Annotated in this window: 25 protein-coding genes; 11 read left to right on the top strand and 14 right to left on the bottom strand. The window is 72.6% G+C overall.

Features of this window, described 5'->3' with window-relative positions:
- Window positions 1–165: 165 nt before the first annotated feature.
- The gene (locus tag ACFQGU_RS08980) at window positions 166–333 is read right to left on the bottom strand and encodes a hypothetical protein (RefSeq protein WP_386765831.1); all 168 of its coding nucleotides are present in this window, start codon (window positions 331–333) and stop codon (window positions 166–168) included.
- Window positions 334–338: 5 nt separating this feature from the next.
- Window positions 339–704, bottom strand: a complete 366-nt coding sequence (locus tag ACFQGU_RS08975) for a LysM peptidoglycan-binding domain-containing protein (RefSeq protein WP_386765829.1) — start codon at window positions 702–704, stop codon at window positions 339–341.
- A 300-nt stretch (window positions 705–1004) separates the two neighbouring features.
- Between ACFQGU_RS08975 and lexA the strand changes: the two genes are divergently transcribed.
- The 4 genes from lexA to ACFQGU_RS08955 all read left to right on the top strand — a co-directional run bounded on the left by lexA (window position 1005) and on the right by ACFQGU_RS08955 (window position 4767).
- Window positions 1005–1721: a transcriptional repressor LexA gene (gene lexA / locus ACFQGU_RS08970; protein ID WP_386765827.1), complete on the top strand. Its 717-nt coding sequence runs from the start codon at window positions 1005–1007 to the stop codon at window positions 1719–1721.
- Window positions 1722–1981: 260 nt separating this feature from the next.
- Window positions 1982–2749: a hypothetical protein gene (locus ACFQGU_RS08965; RefSeq protein WP_386765825.1), complete on the top strand. Its 768-nt coding sequence runs from the start codon at window positions 1982–1984 to the stop codon at window positions 2747–2749.
- A 582-nt stretch (window positions 2750–3331) separates the two neighbouring features.
- Entirely contained in the window at window positions 3332–3793 is a 462-nt protein-coding gene (locus ACFQGU_RS08960; protein WP_386768217.1) for an Hsp20/alpha crystallin family protein, read from the top strand.
- A gap of 224 nt (window positions 3794–4017) precedes the next feature.
- The gene (locus tag ACFQGU_RS08955) at window positions 4018–4767 is read left to right on the top strand and encodes a CPBP family intramembrane glutamic endopeptidase (protein WP_386765823.1); all 750 of its coding nucleotides are present in this window, start codon (window positions 4018–4020) and stop codon (window positions 4765–4767) included.
- 263 nt (window positions 4768–5030) lie between these two features.
- Here the strand turns inward: ACFQGU_RS08955 and ACFQGU_RS08950 are convergent, their stop codons facing one another.
- Both ACFQGU_RS08950 and ACFQGU_RS08945 read right to left on the bottom strand, forming a co-directional pair.
- A complete protein-coding gene (locus tag ACFQGU_RS08950) occupies window positions 5031–5909 on the bottom strand; it encodes a hypothetical protein (protein ID WP_386765821.1) in 879 nt (292 codons plus the stop codon).
- A gap of 351 nt (window positions 5910–6260) precedes the next feature.
- Window positions 6261–8381 (bottom strand): ATP-dependent DNA helicase, encoded by a 2121-nt coding sequence (locus tag ACFQGU_RS08945; RefSeq protein ID WP_386765819.1) that lies wholly within the window; start codon window positions 8379–8381, stop codon window positions 6261–6263.
- A 109-nt stretch (window positions 8382–8490) separates the two neighbouring features.
- Here ACFQGU_RS08945 and ACFQGU_RS08940 point away from each other — a divergent pair, with 109 nt between their 5' ends.
- Both ACFQGU_RS08940 and ACFQGU_RS08935 read left to right on the top strand, forming a co-directional pair.
- Window positions 8491–9489 carry a GGDEF domain-containing protein gene (locus ACFQGU_RS08940; RefSeq protein ID WP_386765817.1) on the top strand — a complete coding sequence of 333 codons (999 nt, stop codon included), beginning with the start codon at window positions 8491–8493 and terminating at the stop codon, window positions 9487–9489.
- 403 nt (window positions 9490–9892) lie between these two features.
- Window positions 9893–10345, top strand: a complete 453-nt coding sequence (locus ACFQGU_RS08935) for a diguanylate cyclase domain-containing protein (protein WP_386765815.1) — start codon at window positions 9893–9895, stop codon at window positions 10343–10345.
- Window position 10346: 1 nt separating this feature from the next.
- On the opposite strand, the gene ACFQGU_RS08930 is transcribed toward ACFQGU_RS08935, so the two are convergent.
- Window positions 10347–11060 (bottom strand): endonuclease/exonuclease/phosphatase family protein, encoded by a 714-nt coding sequence (locus tag ACFQGU_RS08930; RefSeq protein WP_386765813.1) that lies wholly within the window; start codon window positions 11058–11060, stop codon window positions 10347–10349.
- Window positions 11061–11135: 75 nt separating this feature from the next.
- Here ACFQGU_RS08930 and ACFQGU_RS08925 point away from each other — a divergent pair, with 75 nt between their 5' ends.
- Window positions 11136–12161: a GGDEF domain-containing protein gene (locus ACFQGU_RS08925; protein ID WP_386765811.1), complete on the top strand. Its 1026-nt coding sequence runs from the start codon at window positions 11136–11138 to the stop codon at window positions 12159–12161.
- A gap of 79 nt (window positions 12162–12240) precedes the next feature.
- Here the strand turns inward: ACFQGU_RS08925 and ACFQGU_RS08920 are convergent, their stop codons facing one another.
- Both ACFQGU_RS08920 and hflX read right to left on the bottom strand, forming a co-directional pair.
- A complete protein-coding gene (locus tag ACFQGU_RS08920; protein WP_386765809.1) occupies window positions 12241–12579 on the bottom strand; it encodes an FG-GAP repeat domain-containing protein in 339 nt (112 codons plus the stop codon).
- Between the two features lie 103 nt (window positions 12580–12682).
- Window positions 12683–14086, bottom strand: a complete 1404-nt coding sequence (gene hflX, locus ACFQGU_RS08915; RefSeq protein ID WP_386765807.1) for a GTPase HflX — start codon at window positions 14084–14086, stop codon at window positions 12683–12685.
- 145 nt (window positions 14087–14231) lie between these two features.
- On the opposite strand from hflX, the gene ACFQGU_RS08910 reads away from it, so the two are divergent.
- Window positions 14232–14366: a hypothetical protein gene (locus ACFQGU_RS08910; protein WP_386765805.1), complete on the top strand. Its 135-nt coding sequence runs from the start codon at window positions 14232–14234 to the stop codon at window positions 14364–14366.
- 22 nt (window positions 14367–14388) lie between these two features.
- Here the strand turns inward: ACFQGU_RS08910 and ACFQGU_RS08905 are convergent, their stop codons facing one another.
- The 4 genes from ACFQGU_RS08905 to ACFQGU_RS08890 all read right to left on the bottom strand — a co-directional run bounded on the left by ACFQGU_RS08905 (window position 14389) and on the right by ACFQGU_RS08890 (window position 18747).
- A complete protein-coding gene (locus ACFQGU_RS08905; RefSeq protein ID WP_386765803.1) occupies window positions 14389–15606 on the bottom strand; it encodes a heparan-alpha-glucosaminide N-acetyltransferase domain-containing protein in 1218 nt (405 codons plus the stop codon).
- 2 nt (window positions 15607–15608) lie between these two features.
- Window positions 15609–16379 carry an SCO6745 family protein gene (locus tag ACFQGU_RS08900; protein ID WP_386765801.1) on the bottom strand — a complete coding sequence of 257 codons (771 nt, stop codon included), beginning with the start codon at window positions 16377–16379 and terminating at the stop codon, window positions 15609–15611.
- Window positions 16376–17260 carry a diaminopimelate epimerase gene (dapF, locus tag ACFQGU_RS08895; RefSeq protein ID WP_386765799.1) on the bottom strand — a complete coding sequence of 295 codons (885 nt, stop codon included), beginning with the start codon at window positions 17258–17260 and terminating at the stop codon, window positions 16376–16378. Before dapF ends, ACFQGU_RS08900 begins: the two co-directional genes overlap by 4 nt.
- A 335-nt stretch (window positions 17261–17595) precedes the next feature.
- Window positions 17596–18747, bottom strand: coding sequence for a glycosyltransferase family 4 protein (locus tag ACFQGU_RS08890; RefSeq protein WP_386765797.1), 1152 nt, complete (start codon window positions 18745–18747; stop codon window positions 17596–17598).
- Window positions 18748–18856: 109 nt separating this feature from the next.
- Between ACFQGU_RS08890 and ACFQGU_RS08885 the strand changes: the two genes are divergently transcribed.
- The gene (locus ACFQGU_RS08885) at window positions 18857–19633 is read left to right on the top strand and encodes a PIG-L deacetylase family protein (RefSeq protein WP_386765795.1); all 777 of its coding nucleotides are present in this window, start codon (window positions 18857–18859) and stop codon (window positions 19631–19633) included.
- A gap of 193 nt (window positions 19634–19826) precedes the next feature.
- Here the strand turns inward: ACFQGU_RS08885 and miaA are convergent, their stop codons facing one another.
- Complete coding sequence (miaA, locus tag ACFQGU_RS08880; RefSeq protein ID WP_386765793.1) at window positions 19827–20777, bottom strand: tRNA (adenosine(37)-N6)-dimethylallyltransferase MiaA; 951 nt, start codon at window positions 20775–20777, stop codon at window positions 19827–19829.
- 62 nt (window positions 20778–20839) lie between these two features.
- Here miaA and ACFQGU_RS08875 point away from each other — a divergent pair, with 62 nt between their 5' ends.
- Window positions 20840–21271 (top strand): hypothetical protein, encoded by a 432-nt coding sequence (locus ACFQGU_RS08875; protein ID WP_386765791.1) that lies wholly within the window; start codon window positions 20840–20842, stop codon window positions 21269–21271.
- Window positions 21272–21464: 193 nt separating this feature from the next.
- Window positions 21465–21845, top strand: a complete 381-nt coding sequence (locus tag ACFQGU_RS08870) for a nuclear transport factor 2 family protein (RefSeq protein WP_386765789.1) — start codon at window positions 21465–21467, stop codon at window positions 21843–21845.
- Window positions 21846–21872: 27 nt separating this feature from the next.
- Here the strand turns inward: ACFQGU_RS08870 and ACFQGU_RS08865 are convergent, their stop codons facing one another.
- Both ACFQGU_RS08865 and miaB read right to left on the bottom strand, forming a co-directional pair.
- Entirely contained in the window at window positions 21873–22571 is a 699-nt protein-coding gene (locus ACFQGU_RS08865; RefSeq protein ID WP_386765787.1) for a hypothetical protein, read from the bottom strand.
- A 245-nt stretch (window positions 22572–22816) separates the two neighbouring features.
- Window positions 22817–24283 (bottom strand): tRNA (N6-isopentenyl adenosine(37)-C2)-methylthiotransferase MiaB, encoded by a 1467-nt coding sequence (gene miaB, locus ACFQGU_RS08860; RefSeq protein ID WP_386765785.1) that lies wholly within the window; start codon window positions 24281–24283, stop codon window positions 22817–22819.
- Between the last annotated feature and the right edge of the window lie 42 nt (window positions 24284–24325).

Below are 24325 nucleotides of genomic sequence, written 5' to 3'. Positions count from 1 at the left end.
GCGTCCAGCCCGCCCAGCGCGGGACCCGGAGGAACGCACTCACGACCACGGTAGCCGCAGAGGCTGGTGCTCGTCCTGGCCGGCAGGCACGGAAGCCGTCGGCCGGCGACCCGCGAGAGCCCCGAACGCCGGCGCTTGCGCCCGCCTGGTCTCGGGGCATCGGGGTCAGGCGGAGCGCAGGTCGTACGTCGCCTCCGCGGCCTGGTCGGCCGAATCGTCGACCAGCTCGAGGCTGAACGAGCCATCGGGCCACTCGTGCAGGTCGAACTCGCGGTTCGCGTGCTGCGGCAGCACGAACGCGACCACGCCGAGGTCGTCCGTGGCGATGCGCACGGGGATCAGCCGGCCGCGGGGACGACGAGCTTCTGGCCGGGGACGACCGTGGTGCCCTCGAGGTTGTTCAGGGACACCAGGCGCTCGATCGTGGCGCGGACGTCGTCGTTCGGCGCGACGGTCTGCGCGATCCCCCACAGCGTCTGGCCGGGCTGCACGACGACCGTGGTCGTGGCCGCGACAGGCGCGGAATCCCCTGCGCTGGCGGGCATCCGGCCGGCGAGGCCGAACGCGAGCACCGTGAGCAGTGCCAGGAGCACGACCGCAGTGCGCGCCAGGCGGCGGCCGCGGTCGGTGAGGCGGACAGGGGACGACGTACGGGATGCCGGGCGGCTGTAGAGCGCCGGAGCCGAGATCGAGATCGTGGCCATGTCTGCCTCCTGGTGCGAAACCGAGCTGAGCGGTGGTCGAGCGGTCGAACGGGTGTTCGGAACGTCTGTATGATTTCTAGCATCCGAGACACGCCGTGTCGAGCATTTCCGTACAGATGTTTGATACGCGTGTTCGAACGGGCTAGCGTGTCTCCCGGACGCCCGATGGGGCTTCGGAAGCTCGTTTCCCCGTGCTTCCGCAGTCTGCTGAGGGGGTCCGACAGTCCGGTCAGGACGGCGCTGGTGGGCGCCGGGCCAGGCCACGGCCCACACGCTCCACCGCTACTGAAGGGGAATCCCATGGCAGTCAGCGACACTCCGGCACCCCGGCGCAAGGCCGGACGGCCCAAGGTCGTCGAGATCCCCGTGCCCGAGGGCCTTCCCGACGCCGACGGGCTCACCGTCCGCCAGCGGATCGTGCTCGACATGATCCGTACCGCCATCGAGACGCGCGGCTACCCGCCGTCGATGCGCGAGATCGGCGAGGCGGTCGGGCTCACGTCGCCGTCGTCCGTGGCGCATCAGCTCGCGGCGCTGGAGAAGAAGGGCTACATCCGGCGCGACCCGCGGCTCCCCCGCGCGATGGAGGTCGTCGACCCGAGCGAGAGCCACGACGTCACCGGCATCGGCGACTCGATGCCGGAGGCGTCGTACGTGCCCGTCATCGGCCGCATCGCCGCCGGTGGGCCGATCCTCGCCGAGCAGGCGATCGAGGAGGTCTTCCCGCTGCCGAAGTCGCTCGTGGGCGACGGCGAGCTGTTCCTGCTCAAGGTCGTCGGCGAGTCGATGATCGAGGCCGCGATCTGCGACGGCGACTGGGTGGTCGTGCGCTCGCAGCCCGACGCCGTCAACGGCGACATCGTCGCCGCGATGCTCGACGACGAGGCCACCGTGAAGACGTTCCAGAAGAAGAACGGGCACGTGAAGCTGCTGCCGGCCAACAAGGACTTCTCCCCCATCGACGGCGACCACGCCCGCATCGTCGGCAAGGTCGTCGCGGTGCTGCGCCGCCTCTAGCTCCCACCTCCCCGCTCCGGATGGCGGACGCCTGTCCCGCCGACGACATCCGCCATCCAGGGCGTCCACAGATCACGAAGCCTCCCGCTTCGTACCCCGAGGGCCGTGAACCGATCTGGTTCTCGGCCCTCGGCGCGTGCGGGTCGGGCGGGCCCCAGCAGCACCCGGCGCCCGGGCTCGCCCGGCGCGCTACGACCTCGGCCGCGATCTATCCTTGAGCTGGACGCCAGGGAATCGGCGTCGCGACCTGGGAGGTCGTCATGAGTACTCCCACGCAGAACCCGCATGAGTTCGACACCCTGCACGAGCAGCCCGTCGTCCCGGACGACATCTCGTCGCTGCACGCGCTCACGGACACCCCCAAGGTGGAGGTGTCCCCGACGATTCCGCCCGTCGGCACGACTCCGACGCCCGCCCCGGCGGCGCGTCCCTCCCCGATCCTGGTCGGGCTCATCATCGTCGTCCTCGTCGGCATGGTGGTCGCGGCGATCGTGATCCAGCTGATGTCGACGACCCAGACCCAGCCGCCCGCGCCTCCGGCGCCGGCGCCTGTCACGCTCATCCCCGTCGTCACGGACATGTCGGGCGGACCCGACGTGGCCGAGCGCGCGGGCATCGAGTACCTGCTCCCCGGCGGTGTCGACGTCGCGGAGCGCGCCGGTCTCGAGCGCATGGCCCTGGCGGCCGCCCTCGATGACGGCATGTCCGGCGGTCCCGACGTGGCCGAGCGCGCGATCCTCGCGAAGACCTCGGTGCCGGGCTACTGGATGTCCGGCGGCCCCGACGTGGCCGAGCGCGCAGGGCTCGTCCCGGTGCTGTCCGGCGGCCCCGACGTGGCCGAGCGCGCGATCCTCGCGAAGACCTCGGTGCCGGGCTACTGGAAGTCCGGTGGCCCCGACGTGGCCGAGCGCGCAGGGCTCGTCCCGGTGCTGTCCGGCGGTCCCGACGTGGCCGAGCGGGCCGGCATCGCCTACTGGATGTCCGGCGGCCCCGACGTGGCCGAGCGGGCCATCCTGGCCAGCATGTAGACGTCCTCGGACGTCCCCGACGCGGCGCCGCATCTCCCCCTCTACGCGATGCGGCGCCGCCCCCTGCGCACGACCGCGGACCCGTCCCCGGCCGGCGGGGCGCAGGGGTCGGACGCGCCGCCGATCCGACCACCGCCTCGTGAGCCGCTCACCGGTCGCCGTGCGTCGGCACGCTCGTCGCGGTGCTGCGCCGCCTCTAGTTCTCCACCCCGGACCGGACACCACGAGGCCTCCCGCCTCGTGGTGTCCGGCCATGCTCGGTTCTGGTTCACGCCCGAGCACGAGGAGGTCGGCGAGGTCGCCCGACCGGGGATCGATCCTCGTGGCAGCAGATCTGTACGACGGCGCCGAACGACGACGCCGGCCCCCTCATGCGGCACCACGCGGACGGCCGCACGGAACGCGTCGACTCGGCCCCCTGATCGGGCAGACGGTGACCCATACCTGGTGTGCCGCATCGGATCGCGGGCGTCGTACCACTTGGCACTCTCCGGTGCCGACTGCTAATCTGAGCCGTGCACGGAGCCGCCTCACCGCGGTGGTGGGGTGGCACGAACAGCGCCCAAGGAGGTCACCATGGCCGTGCTTCGTTTCGACCCGTTCCGTGACCTGGACCGGCTGACCGAGCAGATGCTCGGAGTCCCGGCAGGCTCCCCGCGCGCACCGCGCTTCATGCCGATGGACCTCTACAAGTCCGGCGACCACTACGTGCTGCACGCCGACCTCCCGGGCGTCGACCCGGGCTCCGTCGACGTCCACGTGGACAACGGCACGCTCACCATCCGCGCCGAGCGCAGCGGCCGCACCGAGGAGTCGGTCGAGTGGCTCGCGAGCGAGCGCTTCACCGGCAGCTACATGCGCCAGCTCTCCCTCGGCGAGGGCGTCGACACCGACGGCATCTCGGCGACCTATGAGAATGGCGTGCTCACCGTGTCGATCCCCGTGGCGGAGAAGGCCAAGCCGCGCCGCATCGACATCGCGGTGACGAACGACGCCAAGGTTGTCGCCGGCCACGTCGACGCGCCGCAGGTCACCGCCACCTGACCGTCGGCACGGCGCACCATCTGTGGATCCGTCGTCTCCCAGGTCCTGACCGGCCCGGGAGACGACGGATTCGCAGCCCGTACGCCGCCTGCCGGGGCCGTGACCCGCACCGCACGTCGAGGCAGCCCGGCCGTCGCCACGGGCAGTCAGGCGCCGCACGTCGGTGAGCCGCCTGACACCCCGCCCGCTCGGCTGCGACCGCGCGCCTCACGGTCCTAACCTCGATGACGGCCCGAACGGATCTCGCCTGGGGGTGGACGGTGGCCGCACTCACGAGCGCTGCGCGCGCCGACATCGGAGCATTCACCTCGGATCCGCCGCGACGGTGCTCGACGCTGTGGCGCTGGGTCGCTGCCGTCGAGGTGGTGGCCTGCGCGGTGGCGGTCGTCCTGGATCTGGCCCTGCCGTCGCTGGTGATCCTGCTGGTCATGGTGGTCTCGCTGCTCGTACGTCGCGAGCACCTGAGCACGCTGGGGATGCGACGACTCGACCATCCCTGGCGGACTGCCGGGATCGTTCTCGCGCTCTCGGTCGGCTGGACGGTCGCGGTGATCGCGCTGTTCATGCCGGTGCTCGAGCACCTGATCGGCGAGCAGCAGGACGTGTCGGCCTTCGTCAGCCTGGAGGGCGACGTCGCCCGCCTTGCTGTGCTGCTCGCGCTCTCGTGGACCCTCGCGGCCGTCGGCGAGGAGCTCGCGTTCCGCGGCTTCGTCCTCACCCGGATCGCGGACGCGATCGGTCCGGGCGCGCTTGGCGTGGTGGTGGCTGTTCTTGTGTCGTCCGCGCTCTTCGCGCTGATCCACACCGAGCAGGGCACGGTCGGTGTCGTCCTGACCTTCCTCGACGCCCTGTTCTTCGCCGTGCTCCGCCTGCACTACCGCAGCCTCTGGGCGGCGGTCCTGGCCCACGGCTTCAACAACACGATCGGGATGACGGCGTACTTCCTCGTCGGGCCCATCTACGCGCTCTGGTGATCCGGCGCTCTGGTGATCCGGCGGCGGGCGGCGTACCAGCTGCGGACCCGCCGTCTCCCGGCCCCAATCCGGCCCGGGAGACGACGGAATCGCAGACGCTCAATGCCCGCAATCGCTGACGCCAAACATGACGAGAACCGTGACTCGAGCGGGGTCACGGCCCTCGTCCGGATATCCGGCGCTTGCACGGGACGGCGGGAGAGTGGGTGCCTCCACCACGTGCGCGTCGCCAGACCCGTCGGCTCCTCAGCCGACGGTCGAGATCAGGCGGAGACGGTCACGGGCTCGGGGTCGAACGCCACGGCGTCGACCTTGCGGTGGAAGCCCATCCCCGCGAGTCCGCCGAGGATGGCGCCGAGCAGGCTGACCACGACCGTCGCGAGCAGCGCGATGACGCCTGCTGTGCTCAGCTCGGAGTCGCCGAACGGCAGGCGCGGGAACACGTTGAGGTTGCCGAGCACGTCGTACTGGCTCCCGGCCACGAGGGCGACGACGCCGACGATGACGGCGATCACGATCGACCACAGCCAGACGGCGAGGCCCTGGCGGGCACCGTCGAAGCGGGCCATGCGGCCGGCGACGTAGCCGCCCGCGTAGTACGAGACCAGGATGATCAGAAGTACGGCGATCGCACCGGCGACGCCGATGGTCGAGGCGTTCCCGCGGGTCACGTCGCCCACGACATCCGAGCCGTTCACGTCGTTGGCGATGCCGAGTGCCGTGCCAGCGCCGGCGACGAGGCCGGTGAGGATGACGGCGAGGCCCATCGCGCTGAGCCAGCCGAAGAACGCCGAGCCCCACTTGATGCCGCCGAACGCTGCACGCTCGCGGGCGACGACGGCAGAGGGCGCCATCATCGTCGTCGCGACGGTGTCGACACGGCGGCCACGGACGGCGCGCGGGTCGCCGGCGACCACGGTGTGGGCATCCTCGGCGTCCGTCGCCCTAGTGTGCCGGCCAGCGTCGCGGTCGGTCTCCAGCCTTTCGCTGGCGACGTGATCGGTGCGCGTGTCGTCGACCAGGTGCGCGTCGTCGGCGGTGCGGGTGGTGCCGTCGTCGTCGACGACGACGGGGCGGTCGTCCTGGGTGTCGGCGTTCGAACGGGCGACGCTGAATCCGTCGCGCTCGGGCTGGTAGGTCATGGCTGCTCCTGCTCATCGGGGCGACAGCACGCGTCACCGCATGACCCTGTGCTCCCCGGTCGCGGAGCGCGCAAACCACCTGACGCGCACGAGCCTCGGATCGACCGCCCACCGGACGGCGTACCCCGCACCCCGTACGACCGGCGCGCGGGTGTGCTGGCTGAGTGGCGAATCCGTCGTAGAACGCACCCTGGCTACCCGGCTGCGGGGCCCGCGCGATAGCTGAGTGGAGAATCCGTCGTAGAGCGCACCCTGGTTACCCAGCTTCGGGGCCCGCGCGGTGGCTGAGTGGCGAATCCGTCGTAGAGAGCACCCTGGTTACCCGGCTGCGGGCGAGAGGTCGGTGGACGCTCAGCCGGAGGCGAGCTCGTCGAGGCGCGTCAGGCTCTGGCGGACGAGCGCACCGTCGGTGGTGAACCAGAACGGCGGCAGGCTCTTGCGCAGGTACGGCCCATAGCCGGACGTCGCGAGCCGCGGGTCGAGCACGGCCACGACCCCGCGGTCGGACGAGGTACGGATGAGCCGCCCGACGCCCTGGGCGAGCAGCAGGGCCGCGCGCGGCACCGAGACCGCGGTGAACCCGTTCGACCCGTGCTCCTCGGCGAAGCGCGATCGCGCGGCGACCAGCGGATCGTCCGGCCGCGGGAACGGGATGCGGTCGATCACCACGAGGTGGCACGCCTCCCCCGGCACGTCGACGCCCTGCCAGAGCGAGAGCGTGCCCAGCAGCACCGACCGCGGGTGAGCCGAGAAGCGAGACACGAGGTCGGCCACGGAGTCGCCGCGCCTCTGCACGTAGACCGGCACGTCGAGCGGCACGATCTTGCGGTCGAGGAGACGGTCGGGCAGCAGCTCGCCGAGCGCCTCCTCGGCCTTCTCGACGCCGCGCCACGACGAGAACAGCGCCAGGGTCCGACCACCCGCCGCACCGATCAGGTCGGCCAGCTCCTCCATCGCGGCGTCGTCGGTGCCGCCGCGCCCCGGCGGCGGCACGCGAGTGGCGACGTACAGGATCCCTTGGCGCGCATGGTCGAACGGCGATCCGACGTCGAGGCCGGTCCAGGCACCCTCGGCGGACGACGTGCCGTCGAGCGGCAGGCCGAACGACCGTGCGACGGGCTCGAACGAGCCGCCGAGCTGCAGCGTGGCCGACGTGACGACCACGCGCGAGGTGTCGAACAGCTGCGTGCGCAGCAGCCCCGCGACCGAGAGCGGCGCGAGCTTGAGCACGGGCGCGCGGCGGTCGCCGGTGTCGATCCACACGACGTCCTCGTCGTCCATCTCGAGCAGCGCGCCGGCGACGTCGTGGATCTCGGTGAGCAGCCCGCGCGCGCGGGTGGAGGTCGCGAGCGCCTCGGGGTCGTCCTTCGCCGAGCTCATCGCGCCGTTCAACGCCGTGATCGCCGCGTGCGTGGTGTCGCGCACCGAGGCGAGCGCGAGCAGCAGCGAGCCCGTGATCTCCTCGAGCCTGATCGACGACGTCGACCCCTCGGCGCGGAGCGCGAGCTCGATCCCGAGCGCCTCGGCGGCGAAGTCGAGCCGGTCGGCGAGGTCGGCCTCGATGAGCCGGCGCGAGCGCTGCACCGCGCGCTCGACGAGCGGGCCCGACAGCTCGGACGACACCGCGGCCGTCGCGCGGTCGACGAGCTCGTGCCCCTCGTCGATCACGACGGCGTCGTGCTCGGGCAGCACGGGCACGTTGTCGAGCGTGTGGATCGCAAGCATCGCGTGGTTGGTGATCACCACCTGCGACTGCACCGCCTTGGCACGAGCGGCCTCGGCGAAGCACTCCTGGCCGTAGGAGCACTTGGCAGCGCCCACGCACTCGCGGCCGTTCACCGACACCGCGCGCCACACGCGCCCGTCGACGGCGAAGGGGAGGTCGTCGCGGTCTCCGGTCTCGGTGTCGTCCGACCACTCGCGCAGCTCCTTGGCCTGCTTGCCCAGCACGGTGGTGGGCGCGGCGAACAGCGCATCGTCGTCGGAGTCGTCCGGCACCCCGCGGTGCAGCCGGTCGAGGCAGAGGTAGTTGTGCCGTCCCTTGAGCACGGCGTACGTCGGACGCCGCCCCAGCACGGGCTCGAGAGCGTCCGCCAAGCGTGGGAGGTCGCGGCTCACGAGCTGGTGCTGCAGCGCCAGGGTGGCGGTGGCGACGACCACGCGGCGCTCGGGCGACGTCGCGTGCAGGATCGCCGGCACGAGGTAGGCGAGCGACTTGCCGGTGCCGGTGCCGGCCTGGACGAGCAGGTGACCGGAGCCACCGAGCGCGGAGGCGACCGCCTCGGCCATCTGCAGCTGCCCCGGGCGGTCCTCGCCCTCGCCGTCGAGCCCGCCCACGGCCGCTGCCAGCGCCTCGGCCACCGAGGCTTCGGGGGCGCTCTTCTTGTTCGCAGACGACGACTTCTTGGGGCGCGTCACCGTCGGGCCACGCTCGACGCCGGAGGGCTCGTCGGCGTCGTCGGGGGTGCTCACCCCCTGATCCAACCAGCCCTGGCGGCACGCGCCGCGCAGCGCGTCCACAGGACGATGGACAACGCCCCGTCGCCGCGACTCCCCCAGGGCATCGCCCTAACGTGGAGGCATGTCGGTACGGGGCGACGGCCCTGGCCGTGCGCTCGAGACAACGCACCCGTCAGCGAGCTCGGCGGCCGAGCGGCTGGCCCCCTACCGCGTGCTCTCGCTCATCTGGCTCATCGGCGGGATCGTCTCGCTGCTGTTCAGCATCATCCCTGGCACCGATGACGCCCTGCGCCCGTACGACGTCGCCGCCGGGGTGCTCCTGCTGGTGGCCTCCGCGCTCAGCCGCTGGGTCGCCCCGCGGTTCCGGGAGGGCGTCGGCCTGGACGTCGGCATCGTGTTCGGCGCGGTGGTCGCGAGCGGGGGCGCGCTCGTGGTGCCGACGGCCCAGGACCAGGTGCTCATCGGCGTCGGGCTGGTCCTGCTGGGCGTGTTCGCGGCGAGCTATCGACCGCCGCGGCTGCTCGCACTCCACCTCGTCGTGATCGTCGTGGGCTACGGCGCCGCCCTGCTCGTGAACCCGCTGCTCGACACCGCGGTCGACTACGTCGTCATCTGCCTCGCGCTCGTGGGCGTGTCGATGATGGTGTCGCGGCTCGCGGTGAGGCTGCGCGACCAGGCCCTGCACGACTCGCTCACCGGCGCCTTCAACCGGCGCGGCCTCGACCTCCTGGCACCGGCCGTCAGCGCCTCGGCACGCCGCAGCGGCGGCTGCGTCACCGTCGGCATCCTCGACCTCGACGACTTCAAGGGCTTCAACGACCTCTACGGACACCTCGCCGGCGACGACGAGCTCCGGTGCGTCGCCGCCTGCTGGAACGCCGAGCTCCGCCATGGCGACGTGCTGGCGCGGTTCGGCGGGGACGAGTTCGCGGTGGTTCTCCCCGGCTCGACGCCGGCCCAGGCGCAGGAGCTCGTCGAACGGGTCCGCCAGCGCTGCGCCTCGGGGTGGAGCATCGGGCTGGAGACCTGGGACGCGGGCGAGGACCTGTACGCCGCCCTCGCGCGAGCCGACGCGTCGCTCTTCGCAGCCGAACGGGCCCTCGAGTCGCACCCGGAGTGACCTGACCGGTCGCCGGCGTCCGCTGGGCAGGAACCATGCCGATCGCGCCGTGAGCGTCCTCCCCCGCAGGTCGAGGACGTGATCGCCCGGGTGCGAGCCCGCACGAGCGCCGCGTTCAGCGTCGGCCTCGCCGCCGGTCCTCGGCGAGGACCTGTACGACGCCCTCGACCGCGCCGACGAGGCCCTCGTCGACGCCCAGCGCAGCCGCCTCCGTCCCAAGGCCTGACGCTGCGTGGTCGAGTGATTCTGCTGCGTCACCATTGCCGAGGTTCTTGTTCTCCTCACGTTCACCTTCCGTGCCGCGCGACCCCGTCGATCCGTGCGGGACGCTGGTCACTCGTACGAGGGACGTCCCCGTCAGGCCTTGGGGCGTCCATGCCCTAGCGCCTACTCTTCGATGGTGGTGAGCCCCGTGCACGAGGTCGACCCGGTGACCGGGGTGTGGTCCGGCAGGAAGCTCCGCCAGGACGGCCGAGCCGTCGCCGAGAGCGCGTGGAGCGCCGACCGACCCGTCGCGGTGGTCTTCTTCGAGGTGCGGCCCGTCAAGCACATGCGCGACGACGACTCCGTGCGCGCCGGCGACGAGGCGATCGACGGCGCCGTCATCGCCTGGCAGTCGGCCCTGCCGTTCGGGGCGATCATGGCCCGCTCCGGCCGGGACGAGTTCATCGCCGTTCTCCCGGGGCTCGACGTCGACGCCGCGGTCGCGCTCAACGAGCGCGTGCGCACGCTGACCTCCAGCGGATGGTGGCCGGGCTACGCGCTGTGGACCTCCGACCTCAGCACGATGGGCGTCGTCGGCGCCGCGCACGACGACTACCTCCTCGCCACGAACCGCTCCCCCTCCCTGAGCTGACCTACCGGATCGTCGCCAGCAGCGGCGCGTGGTCGCTCGGCACGTCGAGATCGGGCAGCCGGTACGCCGTCCCCACGGGCGGGAGCCCGGTCGGCTCCACGGCCGCCGCGCACCCCCGGGTCGCGATCACGTCCAGCTCACGGCACTTCCCGTTCGTGGCCGCAGTGGCACCTACCCGCTGAGCGTCGAACCTGCCCCAGCGCAACGCATCGCCGGTCTGCCGGTCCCACGACGCGTTGATGTCGCCGGCGATGACGACCGCACGGGCGTCGGCCTCCTCGTCGAGCCACGTGACCAGCTGCGCCGCCTGCACCGCGCCACGCAGCCGCTTGGCTGGCCACTCCGGATCGAGGTGGACCGACACCACCAGCACGCCCGACACCTCTGCCGCTGCCCAGGTACGGCGCTGATCGGCCGAGCCACCGGTCAGCCCGTCGAGCCGGTGCCGTCGCGACGCGAGCAGCACGCCGTCCACCGACGAGGGCCGGGGCGCGTGCAGCACGCTCGCGCCCGCGACCTCGCGCAGCCACCCGACCAGGTCGAGGTCGGCCTCCTGCACCGCGACGACGTCGCACCGGTCGAGCAGCGCCTCCAGGCGCGCGTGCACGCGCGGCGTGCGGTGCGGCGCCTCCAGCAGGTCCGACGGGACCCCCTCGTACCGGGTGGGCAGCGCGTACGCCGGGGCGAGCACGTTCCACGTCGCGAGGGTGAGCATGGGCACATCCAAGCGTGGGTGAGTGCTGCTCTGCGCAGCGTGCAACGAGACGGGCGCGCTCCGTAGCCTGAGCGCATGACCACCGAGGGGGCGGGTGTCCCCTCCATCCGGACGAGGCGTCCCGCCCAACGCGACGACCATCACCTCACGCGGCGTCGCACGCCCTTCCGCATCCTCGCCGGGATCCAGGCGCTCGCCGCGGTGCTCTGCCTCGGGTTCACCGTCGCCGAGGTGCAGGCATCGGTCAGCGACGCGTCGTTGGCGATCCTCGCCGGGGTCCTCCTGCTGCTCGTCGCCGTCACCCTGTGGGTGCTGCCCCTGCTCCCCCACGGCACCGGCGTCGATGTCTCCCTCGGCCTGGGGTACCTCCTCGCCGCCGGGGCGGTGGTGCTGAGCCCGACCGCCGAGGGGCAGGTGCTCATCGGGCTCGGCCTCGCCAGCTACGTCGTGTTCGCGGCGTACTTCCTGACCAGCGGCCGGCTCCTGGTGTCGCTCGCCCTGGCGTTCCTGCTGCTCGGGCTGGCCGAGCGCAGCAACCCCCAGATGTCGTCGCCCGCGGTCTACTGGATGATCGTCGCCGTCATCACGGGCCTCGCGATCCTCGTGTCGGGACTCGTGCGGCGGCTGCGTGATCTGGCGCTGCACGACGACCTCACCGGGCTGCTCAACCGCCGCGGTCTCGACCTCATGGCGCCCACGCTCGTCGCGGCCTGTGCGCGCTCGGGGGTGCCGGTGACCGTCGGGCTCGTCGACCTCGACCAGTTCAAGCTCTACAACGACACGCACGGGCACCTCGCCGGCGACCAGCGGCTGCGGGACGTCTCGGCCGCGTGGCAGCGCGCGCTGCGCGAGAGCGATCTCGCCGGTCGCTTCGGCGGGGACGAGTTCGCCCTGGTGCTGGTGGGCTCGCGGCTCGCCGACGCTCGGAGCCTCGAGGCGCGCGTACGCGGGCAGCGGCCAGCGGCGGCACTGCCGGCGAGCGGGGGATGGACCGCAGGATGGGCCGAGATGGGCTCGGGCGAGGAGCTGTACGCGGCCCTGGGCCGCGCGGACGAGGCGCTCCTCGACGCGAAGCGCTCACGCGGCGCGAACCGCGCGTAGCCGTCGTACGACGACGGCGCCGGACAGACCTGTGGGCCCTGGAACCGGCTGGTTCCAGGGCCCACAGGGCGTTCGTGGATCAGGCCTCCGGGGCCTTCTCGACCTCGGCGATCTCGTCGATCTCGCCGTTCTCGTCCAGGGTCGCGACCGCATCGATGGTGCCGTCGCCGTCGACGTCGACGAGCAGGACGTCGGGGGTGCCGTCGCCGTCCTCGTCGATCGAGATGACGGTGGCGCCACCCTCGGTCGTGGTGATGACGGCGTCGATCGTCCCGTCGCCGTCGAGGTCGACCGCGGTGACGGAGTCGCCGTTGTCCTCGACGACGACGACCGCGTCGACGGTGCCGTCGCCGTCCACGTCGACCAGGACGACGGTCTCGACCTGGGCCTCGGCCGCGGTCTCGTTGCTCTCGCTCATGGTGCGCGCCTCTCGCTCGGGTGACCCCGCGAGCGCGGGGCGGATGCAGGGGCGACCGTAGAGCAGGTGCCGGAGTCGTCCGACGGCCGGGTGCCCGGACGGGCTACGACGCGGAGGCTGCCGCGGCCTCGAGCTCGGTGGCCAGGCTCTGCGGCACGCGCGCCTTCAGCCGGGTGCCGGACTCGGTGTGGTCGACGCCGAGAACCTCGCCGTCCTTGTGCGCGCGGGCCACGAGGTCTCCGCGCTCGTACGGGACGACGACGTCGACCTCGACGGCGCTGCGCGGCAGGTCGTGCTCGATCATGCCGAGCAGCTGCTCGATCCCCGCGCCCGTCTTGGCGCTGACGACGATCGAGTGCGGCTCGCGCCGCTGCAGCCGCGCGATGGTCTCGGGGTCGGCTGCATCGGCCTTGTTGATCACGATGATCTCGGGCACGTGCTGCGCGCCGATCTCCGCGAGCACCTCGCGCACGGCGGTGATCTGGCCCTCGGGGTCGTCGTCGCTGCCGTCGACCACGTGCAGGATCAGGTCGCTCTCCGACACCTCCTCGAGCGTCGAGCGGAACGCCTCGACGAGCTGGTGCGGCAGGTGGCGGACGAAGCCGACCGTGTCGGTGACCGTGTACTCGCGACCGGTCGGCGTGTGGGTACGTCGTACGGTCGGGTCGAGCGTGGCGAACAGCGAGTCCTCGACGAGGACACCCGCGCCCGTGACGCAGTTGAGGAGACTGGACTTGCCGGCGTTGGTGTAGCCGGCGATCGCGACGCTCGGCACACCGTGGCGACGACGGTCCGCGCGCTGGGTGTCGCGTGCGGTCTTCATCTCCTTGATGTCGCGGCGCAGCTTGGCCATCGAGGTGTTGATGCGACGGCGGTCGGTCTCGATCTTGGTCTCACCGGGGCCGCGCGTGCCGACGCCGCCGCCGGAGCCTCCGGCGCCACCGCCCTGGCGGGAGAGCGACTCGCCCCAGCCGCGCAGGCGCGGAAGGAGGTACTGCATCTGTGCGAGCGAGACCTGCGCCTTGCCCTCCCGGCTGCGTGCGTGCTGGGCGAAGATGTCGAGGATCAGCCAGGTGCGGTCGACGACCTTCACCTTCACGACGTCCTCGAGCTGGCGCAGCTGGCCGGGCGTGAGCTCGCCGTCGGCGATGACGGTGTCGGCGCCGTGCTCGATGACGACGTCGCGCAGCTCCTTGGCCTTGCCCGAGCCGATGTACGTCGCCGGGTCCGGCCGGTCGCGGCGCTGGATCAGGCCGTCGACGATGACCGAGCCGGCGGTCTCCGCGAGACGTGCGAGCTCGGCGAGGCTGCGCTCGGCGTCGAGCACGGTGCCCTCGGTCCAGACGCCGACCAGCACCACGCGCTCGAGCCGGATCTGCCGGTACTCGACCTCGGTGACGTCGGTGAGCTCGGTCGACAGGCCGCCGACACGGCGCAGCGCCGCACGGTCGGAGAGCTCGAACTCGCCGGTGGTGAGCTCGTCGGCGTCGATGAAGGAGTCAGTCATGTTGGCTCCAGGGTCGCACGGCCTGAGCGGGCGTGCGTACCCGGTTCTCGCTCAGCGTCATCGCGCTGCGGCCGCAGCATCGGACGGGCGGGTGCGTCGGTCTGCGTCCTGCATGACCGAGACTGGGCAGAGAGGAGGTGGGCCGATGCGGCTCGACGTCCTCGCCGTCGTGGCGTCGGTCTCGTGGCAGGCGGCGCTGCTCATCGCTCCGACCGCGGTGTGGCTGGTGGTCGCCGGCCTCTACACCTGGGCGTCGACCGAGCCGCGCCCGTCCGCCTGACACGCCGCGCCGGGCGCGCGGTTCAGCCGCCGACCGGCCGCTTCGGCTCACGCGGCACGGCCGCGGTGCCGATGCCGGTGGCGATCTCGTGCACCACCCACTCCAGGGGCCCCTTGGCGAAGAACGACAGCCAGATCGGCGCGATCGACAGCCCGATGATCACATGGGTCAGGTAGTAGGTCTTGGACCCGAGGTCGCCGACGTCGAACGACAGCACGAGCACGTGGATGGTGTAGAGGGTCAGCGTCATGGCGCCGGCGGCGGCGACGGGGTAGGCGATCTTCCGCAGCAGGTCGGTCCGCATTGCGAGCAGGCACACCCCGAGCACCGCGAGAGCCGAGCCGGTGACGCCGATGAGGTCGAACGTCGTACCGGCGTGCGGCCCGGCGACCAGCAGCCAGACCGAGTCGCCGGCGGGCGTGGTGCCGTACCACCCGATGTTGTTGATCTCCCAGCCGCTGAACACGACCGGGCCGTTCTCGGTCGACCACGGCGTGGTGACGCCGAACAGCTCGAGGAGCAGGCCCGAGGTGAGCCAGGCGGCCGCCGCCACGACGAGCCCGCCCACGGCGAGCGCGATCGCGGTTCCCTTGGCGCGCAGGTCCATCCGGCCGACGGCGAGGCCCGCCAGGATGAACGTGAGCCAGGTGAAGGCCGGGTAGTAGCCGGTGAACAGCAACGCGTTCAGCGCGGACGCGGGATCGGTGAAGATCATGATCAGGTCGACCTGGCCGCGCGGAGGGTCGGGCAGCATCCCGCGCAGCCAGAAGCTGATCTGCGGGCTCACCACACCCCACAGCACGGCCAGCGACATCAGGGTCGAGGCCCGCAGCCGCAGGAACGGCAGCGCGATCAGGAAGTAGACGGCGTAGTAGGCGAGGATCACCGCCACGATCGTGTCCGTCATCGCGAGCATCAGGCCGATGAGCCCGATGACCAGGGCACGCACGGCGATGATGGCGCGGGCGCGGGTCATGTCGCGACCCGCCTTCGGCGTGGCACCACCCGTGACGATCGCCAGGCTCACGCCGGCGAGCAGCGCGAACAGCGCCGAGGCGCGGCCGCCGAACAGGAACCCGCTCAGCGTGAGGTGCCCGTCGGGACCGTGCACGGGAAGCATGTGCGTCGCGGCCATCGTGATGAGCGCGATGCCTCGCGCCACGTCGATGCCGACGATGCGGCCGGCCTTGCCGCGGATCCCCCGCGGCGCCGGCTTCTCCAGAGCCTCGGTGCCCGCCACGGCTACGCGACCTCGGGGCCGTAGGCGGCGTCGGCCGCGGCCTGCAGCAGCTCGAGCAGCTCGATGCGCTCGTCGTGACCGAGCACGTCGTACGCCGGGGCCACGAGCCGGTCGGTGAGCGCCTCGGCCTCGGACCGCGCGACGAGGTGGCCGCTGAAGTCCTCGAACGGCTCCTCCCAGCCGAAGAAGGTGGCGTTCCCGTGGCCGCCCTTGCCGGCGAGGATCGCCTGCAGCGGCGAGAGGCCGCATGCGACGACGGCGACGATGTGCAGGCTGCCGCGGTGCTCGCGCAGCAGGTGCATGAGCTGGGCGAGGCGCGCGCGCGGGTCGTCGGGCAGCGGCACGGCACGCCAGCCGGCGTACAGGGGCAGGCCGGCGACGTCGGTGCCGTCGACGATCCACTCGATGAGCTCGCAGAGGCGCTCGGCGCCCTCGAGGCGGTCGTAGTGCTCGACGCCCCACGCGTGGCAGGCGGCGGTGTACGCCTCGCGCGCAGCGGCCACCGGCATCACCTCGCGGCCGGCGTCCCACGCCTCGCGGACGACGTCGGCGGGCCAGAAGCCGAAGGCGCTCGTGATGACGTCGGCATCGACGTCGCCGAGCACGCTGCCGCGGCCGAGCACGTAGGCCTGGCGACCGCGCAGGCCGTTGTCCTTGCCGAACGCCTTGGCCTGGCTGGAGATCATGAACCCGCCGCCCAGGTCGCTGACGAACGATCCGACGGCTGCGGCGAACTCGGGGCCGTCGTCGACGTCGACGTCGGGGCGGCTCACGGCGCGGACGTGATGGTCGCGATGGCCACGATCTCGGCAGGGCCGCGCAGCTCGATGTGCTCGTCGGCTCGACGGGTCACGACCACTGTTCCTCCGGGCACGTCGACGGTGTAGGCGACCTCAGCCGGAGCCTGGTCACGGCCTGCGGCCGCGACCATCACGGCGCACGCCCCGGTGCCGCAGCTGAGAGTCTCACCGACGCCGCGCTCGTGCACGCGCATCCGCACGTGCCGCTCGTCCGGCGCGCCGACGCGCACGACGAACTCGACGTTGACGCCGTCGGGGAACATCGCGGGCGGCCCGGCCTGCGGCGGCTGGGTGAGGTCGAGGGCGTCGAGGTCGTCCGGCTCCTCGAGGAAGACCACGGCGTGCGGGTTGGGCACGTTGACCGCGGTGGCGTTCCACGACTCCGGGCCGACGCTGACCACCGGCATCGCGCGGAGCAGCGGTCCGGTCGCCACGCCCATGTCGATCGTGACGTCGCCGTCGCCCTCGATGCGGACTGCTCGCGCGCCGCCTCTGGTCGCGATGCTGAACGACGTACCGCTCTCGAGACCGGAGTCGACGAGGTAGCGGGCGAACACCCGCGCGCCGTTGCCGCACATCTCGGCGGTGGTGCCGTCGCCGTTGCGGTAGTCCATGAACCACTCTGCGTCGGCGGCCTGGTCGGCGACCTCGGGGCTGTCCTTCGTGCGCGCGACGCGCAGGACGCCGTCGGCTCCGAGGCCGAAGCGGCGGTCGGCGAGCGCGCGCACCTGCGCGGGCGTGAGGGGGTGGGCGCCGTCGGCGTCGGGCACGAGCACGAAGTCGTTGCCCGTGCCGTGCCCCTTGAGCACAGCCAGGCCCTCGAGCTCGCCGAGCGCGGCGGCATGGCTGGTCACGCCGCCGATGGTAGTCGAGCCGCGCCCGCCGTCCGCTCCCGCTGGTGTTCCGCGAGTTACTGCCCGAATGGTCGCGGAGAGGTCGTCTTCAGCGACCATGTGGGCAGTAACTCGGAGACCTGGACGGCCCGGTCAGGGGTCGGACCGCGAAGCTGGGTAACGAGCGTGCGCTCTGCGACGGAATCGCCGCTCAGCTAGGCGGGTGCCTCCTTACCTGGGTAACGAGCGTGCGCTCTGCGACGGAATCGCCGCTCAGCTAGGCGGGTGCCTCCTTACCCGGGTAACGAGCGTGCGCTCTGCGACGGAATCGCCGCGCACCTACCTGGACGGCGCGGTCAGGGGCGGGCGGTCTGCTGCGCGGCCTCGGCGTACAGCGCCTCGGCGGTCTCGAGCACGTGCGGCCACGACTGCGCCGGCTCGGTGCTGCGGTTGTGCGCGGTGATGGCCTCGCGCAGGGCGACGTCGGACGCGATGCGGCAGATGTTGTCGACCATCTGCCGGTCGTCGCGCGCGAGGAGGCCCTCGACCTCGTGGTGCACGAACGTGCGGATGCCGGTGGAGGCGTACGCCAGGACGGGAAGCCCCGCCGTACGCGCCTCGAGGGCCGCGATCCCGAACGACTCGAGCTTGGCCGGTGCGACGAACGCGTCGGACGCCGCGAGCGCGGCCTTCACCTGGTCGGGCGCGAGGCGTCCGGGCAGGTCGACGACGAACCGGCCGGCGGTGAGCCCGTGCTTGGCGACGTACCTCTGCACCTGCGCGGTGATGGGGCCGCTGCCGACGATCGTGAGGCGCAGACGCCTGCCGCTCGGCAGCATGCGGCTCGCGCCGTGCGCCATCTGCACGAGCGCCATCGCGCGCTTGCGCGGGGCGAGGCGCATGACGGCGATGAGGCGCGTCTCGTTCGGGTCGCCCGCGACGGGCTGGACGCGCCAGTGGTCGACGTCGATGCCGTTGGGCATGAGGCTCACAGGCACACCGGCGCCGACGACGCTGCGCATCGGGTCGGCGGCGGCGTCGGACACAGCGCTGAGGACGACGCCCCACTGCGCCCACTTGAGCAGGCCCTCGGTGAGCCTCGCGGTCGGCTGGAACACGCCGCCCCAGACGCCGTGGATCGTGAGCACCGTGGGCAGCCCGAGCTTGCGGGCCACGCGCATGCCCGGATAGGCGAACGGCGAGACGACGCCGCCGTGCACGTGCACCGCATCGGCGTCCGCCGCCGCTCCCCCGGGCTTCAGGAGGTCGCCGATGACGCTCGTGACGCGCGGGTGCACGGGGAGGTCGGCGGGGAGCTTGAACGTGGTGCGGTGCACCGTGACACCGTCGAGGATCTCGGTGCCGTTGCGGATCGTCTCGCCGGGCGTCGCGGTGATGACGTGGACGTCGTGGCCGGCGGCCGCCTGGCGCACGGCGAGCGCCCGCACCTGGGTCTCGATGCCACCGAGCCGAGGCGGGTAGCAGTCGGAGATGTGGACGATCCGCACGTGCGCGACCCTACCCGCGCCGTGCGCCGGTCGACGGACGGCGTGCTGGTGCGCGAGCGGCGTACGGCGGGCGCGAACGGGGTACGGCGGATCTGGGAGGATCGGGCGCGTGAGGGCGAAGACGCTGGTGTTCCTGCACGCGCACCCCGATGACGAGGCGCTGCTGACCGCAGGGACGATGGCGCGCGCCGTGGCCGAGGGGCAGCGCGTGGTGCTGGTCGTCGCGACCGATGGCGCGGAGGGGCTCGCGTCGTCCGACATGGCGGCAGGCGGTCTCGCCGCGCGGCGCTCGGCGGAGCTCGACCGGTCCGCCGCCGCGCTCGGCGTGCACCGGGTGGTGCGCCTGCCGTACGCCGACTCCGGGCTGCACGGCGACGCGGTGCAGCAGCCGGGGGGCGCGGTGCCGTGGTGCGCGGCGCCGCTGGAGGAGGCGGCGTCCGCTGTTGCGGAGGTGCTGCGCGAGGAGGGCGCCGACGTGCTGGTCACGTACGACGCCAACGGCGGCTACGGCCACCCCGACCACATCCGCGTGCACGATGCCGGGGCGCTCGCGGCCGATCTCGCGGGCACGGCGTCGCTCTTCGAGGCGACGGCGCCCCGCGACCTCATGGCTCGCGCGGTGAAGGCCGCGGCGAAGGTCTACCCGTTCCCTCCCGAGTTCGACCCGACGTCGTTCGACCGCGCGTTCACGGCGTCGGCCGACATCACGCACCGCGTCGACGTACGCCGGTTCCTCGACGTCAAGCGCGCGTCGATGGCCGCGCACGCGTCGCAGGCCACCGCCGACGACGGCCCGCGCACGCTGTCGGTGTTCCTCAAGCTGCCGCGACCGGTCTACGCGAGGGTCTTCGGCACCGAGTACTACGTGCACCGCCCCCGCGGCTGAGTTCGTCTGCGAAGGACGGGAACGTCCCGTGAGGGGCGAGCCCTGTCCGCTTCTCCGACGCCGGCGGACGCCGCCACGAAACCAGCAGCACGATCACGAGTACGGGTCAACGAGTGCAGTTGAACTGCCTGGATCGACCCAAGGGGACGAGCAGTAGAGGACGGAACGCGCCCGTGACTGGCGCGCTCTGCCCTCAGCGGGTGGTGTCGTGCGCGTGGGGGCGGGCGGCCGCGAGGGCGCGGGGCAGGAGGTCGTCGGCGTCGTAGGGCAGCCAGTGCACGCGCTCGTCGCGGCGGAACCAGGTGTCCTGGCGGCGGGCGAAGCGGCGGGTGGCGCGCTGGGTCTCGATCAGCGCCTCCTCCTCGCTGCACTCGCCGTCGAGGAACCGGATCACCTGCGCGTAGCCGAGCGCGCGCGACGCCGTATGCCCGTCGCGCAGGCCGACGTCGAGCAGCCGGCGTACCTCGTCGACGAGACCGGCCGCCCACATGCGCGTGACGCGCTCGTCGATGCGCTCATCGAGCACCGGGCGCGGCACATCGAGGCCGATCTGCACGTTCGGGTAGACGTCGCGCACCTCCGGGAGGGACGCCGTGAACGGACGACCGGTGATCTCGACGACCTCGAGCGCGCGCACGATGCGGCGCCCGTTCGTCGGGAGGATCGCCATCGCCGCCGCGGGGTCGGCCTCGGCCAGCCGCTGGTGCAGCGCGTCCGGGCCGACCGCCTCGAGCTCTGCCTCGAGCCGCGCCCGCACCTCCGGATCGGTGCCGGGGAACTCGAGGTCGTCGAGCAGCGCGCGCACGTAGAGCCCGGAGCCGCCGACCACCACGGGCACGGTCGACGCCGCGAGCAGGCCGTCGACCACCGAGCGCGCCAGCTTCTGGTACTCCGCCACCGACACGACCTCGGTGACCTCCCAGAGGTCGAGCATGTGGTGCGGAACGCCGTGCCGCTCGGCCGGCGTGAGCTTCGCCGTACCGACATCCATGCCGCGGTAGACCTGCATGGAGTCGGCGTTGACCACCTCGCCCCCGAGGGACTGCGCGAGCGCCACCCCGAGGTCGGACTTCCCCGACGCCGTCGGCCCCACCACCGCCACGACCGTGACGGGATTGCCGGAAGCGGGGGCCATGCCCCGCATCCTCCCTTACGGTCGGAGGAGGTCGACGGACCTCCCCTCGTCCACACCACTGGAGGATCGACATGGGACTTCTGGACACCCTCAAGGGACTCTTCGGCCAGGCCAAGGACCAGGCCGCCGGCGTCGCGAGCACGGCGGCTGCGGCTGCCGCGCCGCTCGCCGAGAAGGCCACAGCTGCCGCGGCCCCCATCGCGGAGAAGGCCTCGGGCGTCGCCGAGCAGGCCAAGGCCGCGGCAGGCCCCGCCGCCGAGCAGGCCAAGGCCGCCGCCGGCACCGCAGCGGTCAAGGCGGGCGAGCTCGCCGGCCAGGCCAAGGAGGCCGTCACCGGCCTCGCCGACCAGCACGGCGACAAGGTCACCGGCGCGGTGTCGTCGGCGACGGCGTTCGTCAGCGACAAGACCGGCGGCAAGCTCGACTCCGTCACGGGTGCGGTCGAGGGCGTGGCCGAGAAGGCCGTCGACGCCCTGAAGTCCGACCCGCCCGCCGCCACCTGATCCACGGGCGGTCACCCGCCGAGCACAGGTCTCCTCAGGGGGGACGACGACGCCGCAGCGATCTCGGGACGCTGCGGCGTCGTCGCGTCGTACGCCGAAAGCGGAGCACCGGTGCGCGACCGACGCCGTCGCGCATCATCGGCATCTGGTGCTCTGCCGTCGACCGTGGCGGCGATGTGGGGGTGAGGACGACATGACCGACGACATGGCCGAGGCGCTGCGCGGTGCGGAGCGTCGGCTGCAAGCCGCTCAGCTCGCCGGCGACGCCGACGCGCTCGACGACCTGCTCGACGACCGCCTCATCTACACGGGCGGGCCGAACGGCGGCCGGTACTCCAAGAGCGACGACCTCGAGCTCCAACGAACGCGCCGACAGGTGCTGACGAAGGTCGCGGAGGAGGACCTGACCGTCCTCGTCGAGGGATGCACGGGCGTCACGTGGTTCCGCGGCACGCTGGAGGGCACCTTCGACGGCACAGAGTTCTCCGCCCGGCTCAGCTTCACCCGGACGTGGATCCACTCGCCCGACTCGGGCTGGCGGGTGATCGCCGCCCACGCCAGTCCAACGCCGTGACGCCCTGAGCGCGAGAACCCTGACGGCTCAACGGGTCCAGGCTGCAGCGACGTAGCCGACGCCGAGCGGTGCGGTGTCGGCGAGGAGCGCGGCATCCCAGCGCAGACCATGCAGCGCGGTGGCCGCCGTACGCCAGGCGGGGCGTCCGGCCGCGGCCACCTCGCGCGCCACGGCCCGGTCGATCGCGGCGAGCAGCCCGGGGTCGCCGATGCTGAGCGCCGCGGCCACGGATGCGTCGAACGCTTCAGCCCCCGGGTGCAGGTGGGCGGGCGCCCTCTCGCTGCGCGCGGCCGAGCCGTCGGCCACCACGAGCAGCGCGGTCGCGATGCCGCCCTGGGCGAGCGCGATACCGGCGTCGTCGAGCTCGTCGTCGTCGGCCGTCGCCGCCACCTCCAGCGCGAGCCGCTCCCCCGGCCACCCGACCTGCGCGAGCAGCCACGCGCCGACCGACAGCGCGAGCGGGAGCGGATCACCGCCGGGCGCGGCCGGGTCGAGGGGTACGTCGTACGGCACGCCGAAGCCGCGGAACGAGGCCGTGCCGGCGGAGTGGGTGCGCGTGGCGGTGCCCGCGCCGACGATCACGACGCGCTGCGCCGGCGCGGCGAGGGCACGGCGTACGGCGTCGAGCGAGGCAGCGCGGATGTCGTCGAGGTCCGCAGCCGCGCCCTGCGCGACGACGGGCACGAGCATCGGCGCGCTCGGGACGAAGGCGGCGCCGGTGATCACTGGACGACCCTATGCGGACGCGTCCGGAGCGGCGACGCGACGAGGTTGGCCGGTCCCGCCGGTGGGCTGCGCCCAGCACCACCGGCGGACCGTGCCCCTACGACGTACGACGACGACGCCCCGGTTCCGCGACACGCCGTACCGATCTGCGCGGGTCTGAGGCGGCCTCCCCGCTCGGTCACGATCACGAGCACGGGTCAACGACTGCGGTTCAACTGCCGTGATCGACCCTCAGGGCCGAGAACTCAGGCTGGGGGGAGGGTGGGGAGGCCGAGGAGGACGGGGGCGCCGGCTCCCGGGGTGCCGGGGGTGGACGGCGGGGCGCAGGAGTCGGCGCTCTGGCGGTCGGCCCAGGCGTCGCCGCTGCGGGTGCGGCGCAGGCCGGTGGCGGGCAGGTCGCTCACCAGGTGGTGCGGCGCGGCGTAGGTGATCTGCGCGGTCACCATGTCGCCCGGGCGCGGCAGGTCGGCGCCCGGCACGAAGTGCACGAGGCGGTTGTCGGGTGCGCGGCCCGACAGGCGCAGGGTCGCGCCGTCCTTGCGCCCCTCCCCCTCGGCCACGAGCAGCTCGACCGAGCGGCCCACGAGCTGCTTGTTCTCGTCCCACGCGATCTCGTCGACGAGCGCCGCGAGCGAGGCGTAGCGCTCCTTCACGACCTCGGGCGGCACCTGGTCGTCGTACGTCGCGGCCGGAGTGCCCGGGCGCGGCGAGTACTGGAACGTGAACGCGGAGGCGAACCGCGCGGCACGCGCGACCTCGAGGGTGGCCTCGTGGTCCTCGTCGGTCTCGCCGGGGAAGCCGACGATGATGTCGGTGGTGATCGCGGCGTCGGGCATCGCCGCGCGCACGCGCTCGATGATGCCGAGGTACTTCTCGCTGCGGTACGACCGGCGCATCGCCTTGAGCAGGCGGTCGCTGCCGCTCTGCAGCGGCATGTGCAGCTGCGGCATGACGTTCGGCGTCTCGGCCATCGCGGCGATCACGTCGTCCGTGAAGTCGGCGGGGTGCGGCGAGGTGAACCGCACGCGGTCGAGCCCGTCGATCGAGCCGCACGCGCGCAGCAGCTTGGCGAATGCGGCGCGGTCGCCGAACTCGACGCCGTACGCGTTCACGTTCTGCCCGAGCAGCGTCACCTCGCACACGCCCTCGGCCACGAGCGCCTCGATCTCGGCGAGGATGTCGCCCGGTCGCCGGTCCTTCTCCTTGCCGCGCAGCGACGGCACGATGCAGAACGTGCAGGTGTTGTTGCAGCCGACGCTGATCGACACCCAGGCGGCGTACGCCGACTCGCGTCGCGTCGGCAGGGTCGACGGGAACACCTCGAGCGACTCGAGGATCTCGACCTGAGCCTCCTCGAGCGACCGGGCGCGCTCGAGCAGCACCGGGAGCGAGCCGATGTTGTGGGTGCCGAAGACGACGTCGACCCACGGAGCACGGCGCACGACCTCGCCGCGGTCCTTCTGCGCCATGCAGCCGCCGACGGCGATCTGCATGCCGGGGTGCGCGTCCTTGATCGGCTTGAGGTGGCCGAGGTTGCCGTAGAGGCGGTTGTCGGCGTTCTCGCGCACGGCGCAGGTGTTGAACACGACGACGTCGGCCTGCTCGCCCTCGCCGGGGCGCACGTAGCCGGCGCCCTCGAGCAAGCCGGAGAGACGCTCGGAGTCGTGGACGTTCATCTGGCACCCGTAGGTGCGGACCTCGTACGTGCGCATGGTGGTCACAGGGTACGGCGACCCCGCGGCACCGGCCGAATC

This window comes from Longivirga aurantiaca, from assembly GCF_042660085.1.
Lineage (GTDB): Bacteria > Actinomycetota > Actinomycetes > S36-B12 > CAIYMF01 > Longivirga > Longivirga aurantiaca.
This window is presented reverse-complemented; position numbering and strand designations above follow the sequence as displayed.

Excerpts from the sequence above, each read along its gene's own strand:
- ACFQGU_RS08975 (WP_386765829.1), bottom strand. The coding sequence starts at position 704 with ATGGCCACGATCTCGATCTCGGCTCCGGCGCTCTACAGCCGCCCGGCA.
- lexA (WP_386765827.1), top strand. The coding sequence starts at position 1,005 with ATGGCAGTCAGCGACACTCCGGCACCCCGGCGCAAGGCCGGACGGCCC.
- ACFQGU_RS08965 (WP_386765825.1), top strand. The coding sequence starts at position 1,982 with ATGAGTACTCCCACGCAGAACCCGCATGAGTTCGACACCCTGCACGAG.
- ACFQGU_RS08955 (WP_386765823.1), top strand. The coding sequence starts at position 4,018 with ATGACGGCCCGAACGGATCTCGCCTGGGGGTGGACGGTGGCCGCACTC.
- ACFQGU_RS08950 (WP_386765821.1), bottom strand. The coding sequence starts at position 5,909 with ATGACCTACCAGCCCGAGCGCGACGGATTCAGCGTCGCCCGTTCGAAC.
- ACFQGU_RS08940 (WP_386765817.1), top strand. The coding sequence starts at position 8,491 with ATGTCGGTACGGGGCGACGGCCCTGGCCGTGCGCTCGAGACAACGCAC.
- ACFQGU_RS08930 (WP_386765813.1), bottom strand. The coding sequence starts at position 11,060 with ATGCTCACCCTCGCGACGTGGAACGTGCTCGCCCCGGCGTACGCGCTG.
- ACFQGU_RS08925 (WP_386765811.1), top strand. The coding sequence starts at position 11,136 with ATGACCACCGAGGGGGCGGGTGTCCCCTCCATCCGGACGAGGCGTCCC.
- ACFQGU_RS08920 (WP_386765809.1), bottom strand. The coding sequence starts at position 12,579 with ATGAGCGAGAGCAACGAGACCGCGGCCGAGGCCCAGGTCGAGACCGTC.
- hflX (WP_386765807.1), bottom strand. The coding sequence starts at position 14,086 with ATGACTGACTCCTTCATCGACGCCGACGAGCTCACCACCGGCGAGTTC.
- ACFQGU_RS08910 (WP_386765805.1), top strand. The coding sequence starts at position 14,232 with ATGCGGCTCGACGTCCTCGCCGTCGTGGCGTCGGTCTCGTGGCAGGCG.
- miaA (WP_386765793.1), bottom strand. The coding sequence starts at position 20,777 with ATGCGGGGCATGGCCCCCGCTTCCGGCAATCCCGTCACGGTCGTGGCG.
- ACFQGU_RS08875 (WP_386765791.1), top strand. The coding sequence starts at position 20,840 with ATGGGACTTCTGGACACCCTCAAGGGACTCTTCGGCCAGGCCAAGGAC.
- ACFQGU_RS08870 (WP_386765789.1), top strand. The coding sequence starts at position 21,465 with ATGACCGACGACATGGCCGAGGCGCTGCGCGGTGCGGAGCGTCGGCTG.
- miaB (WP_386765785.1), bottom strand. The coding sequence starts at position 24,283 with ATGCGCACGTACGAGGTCCGCACCTACGGGTGCCAGATGAACGTCCAC.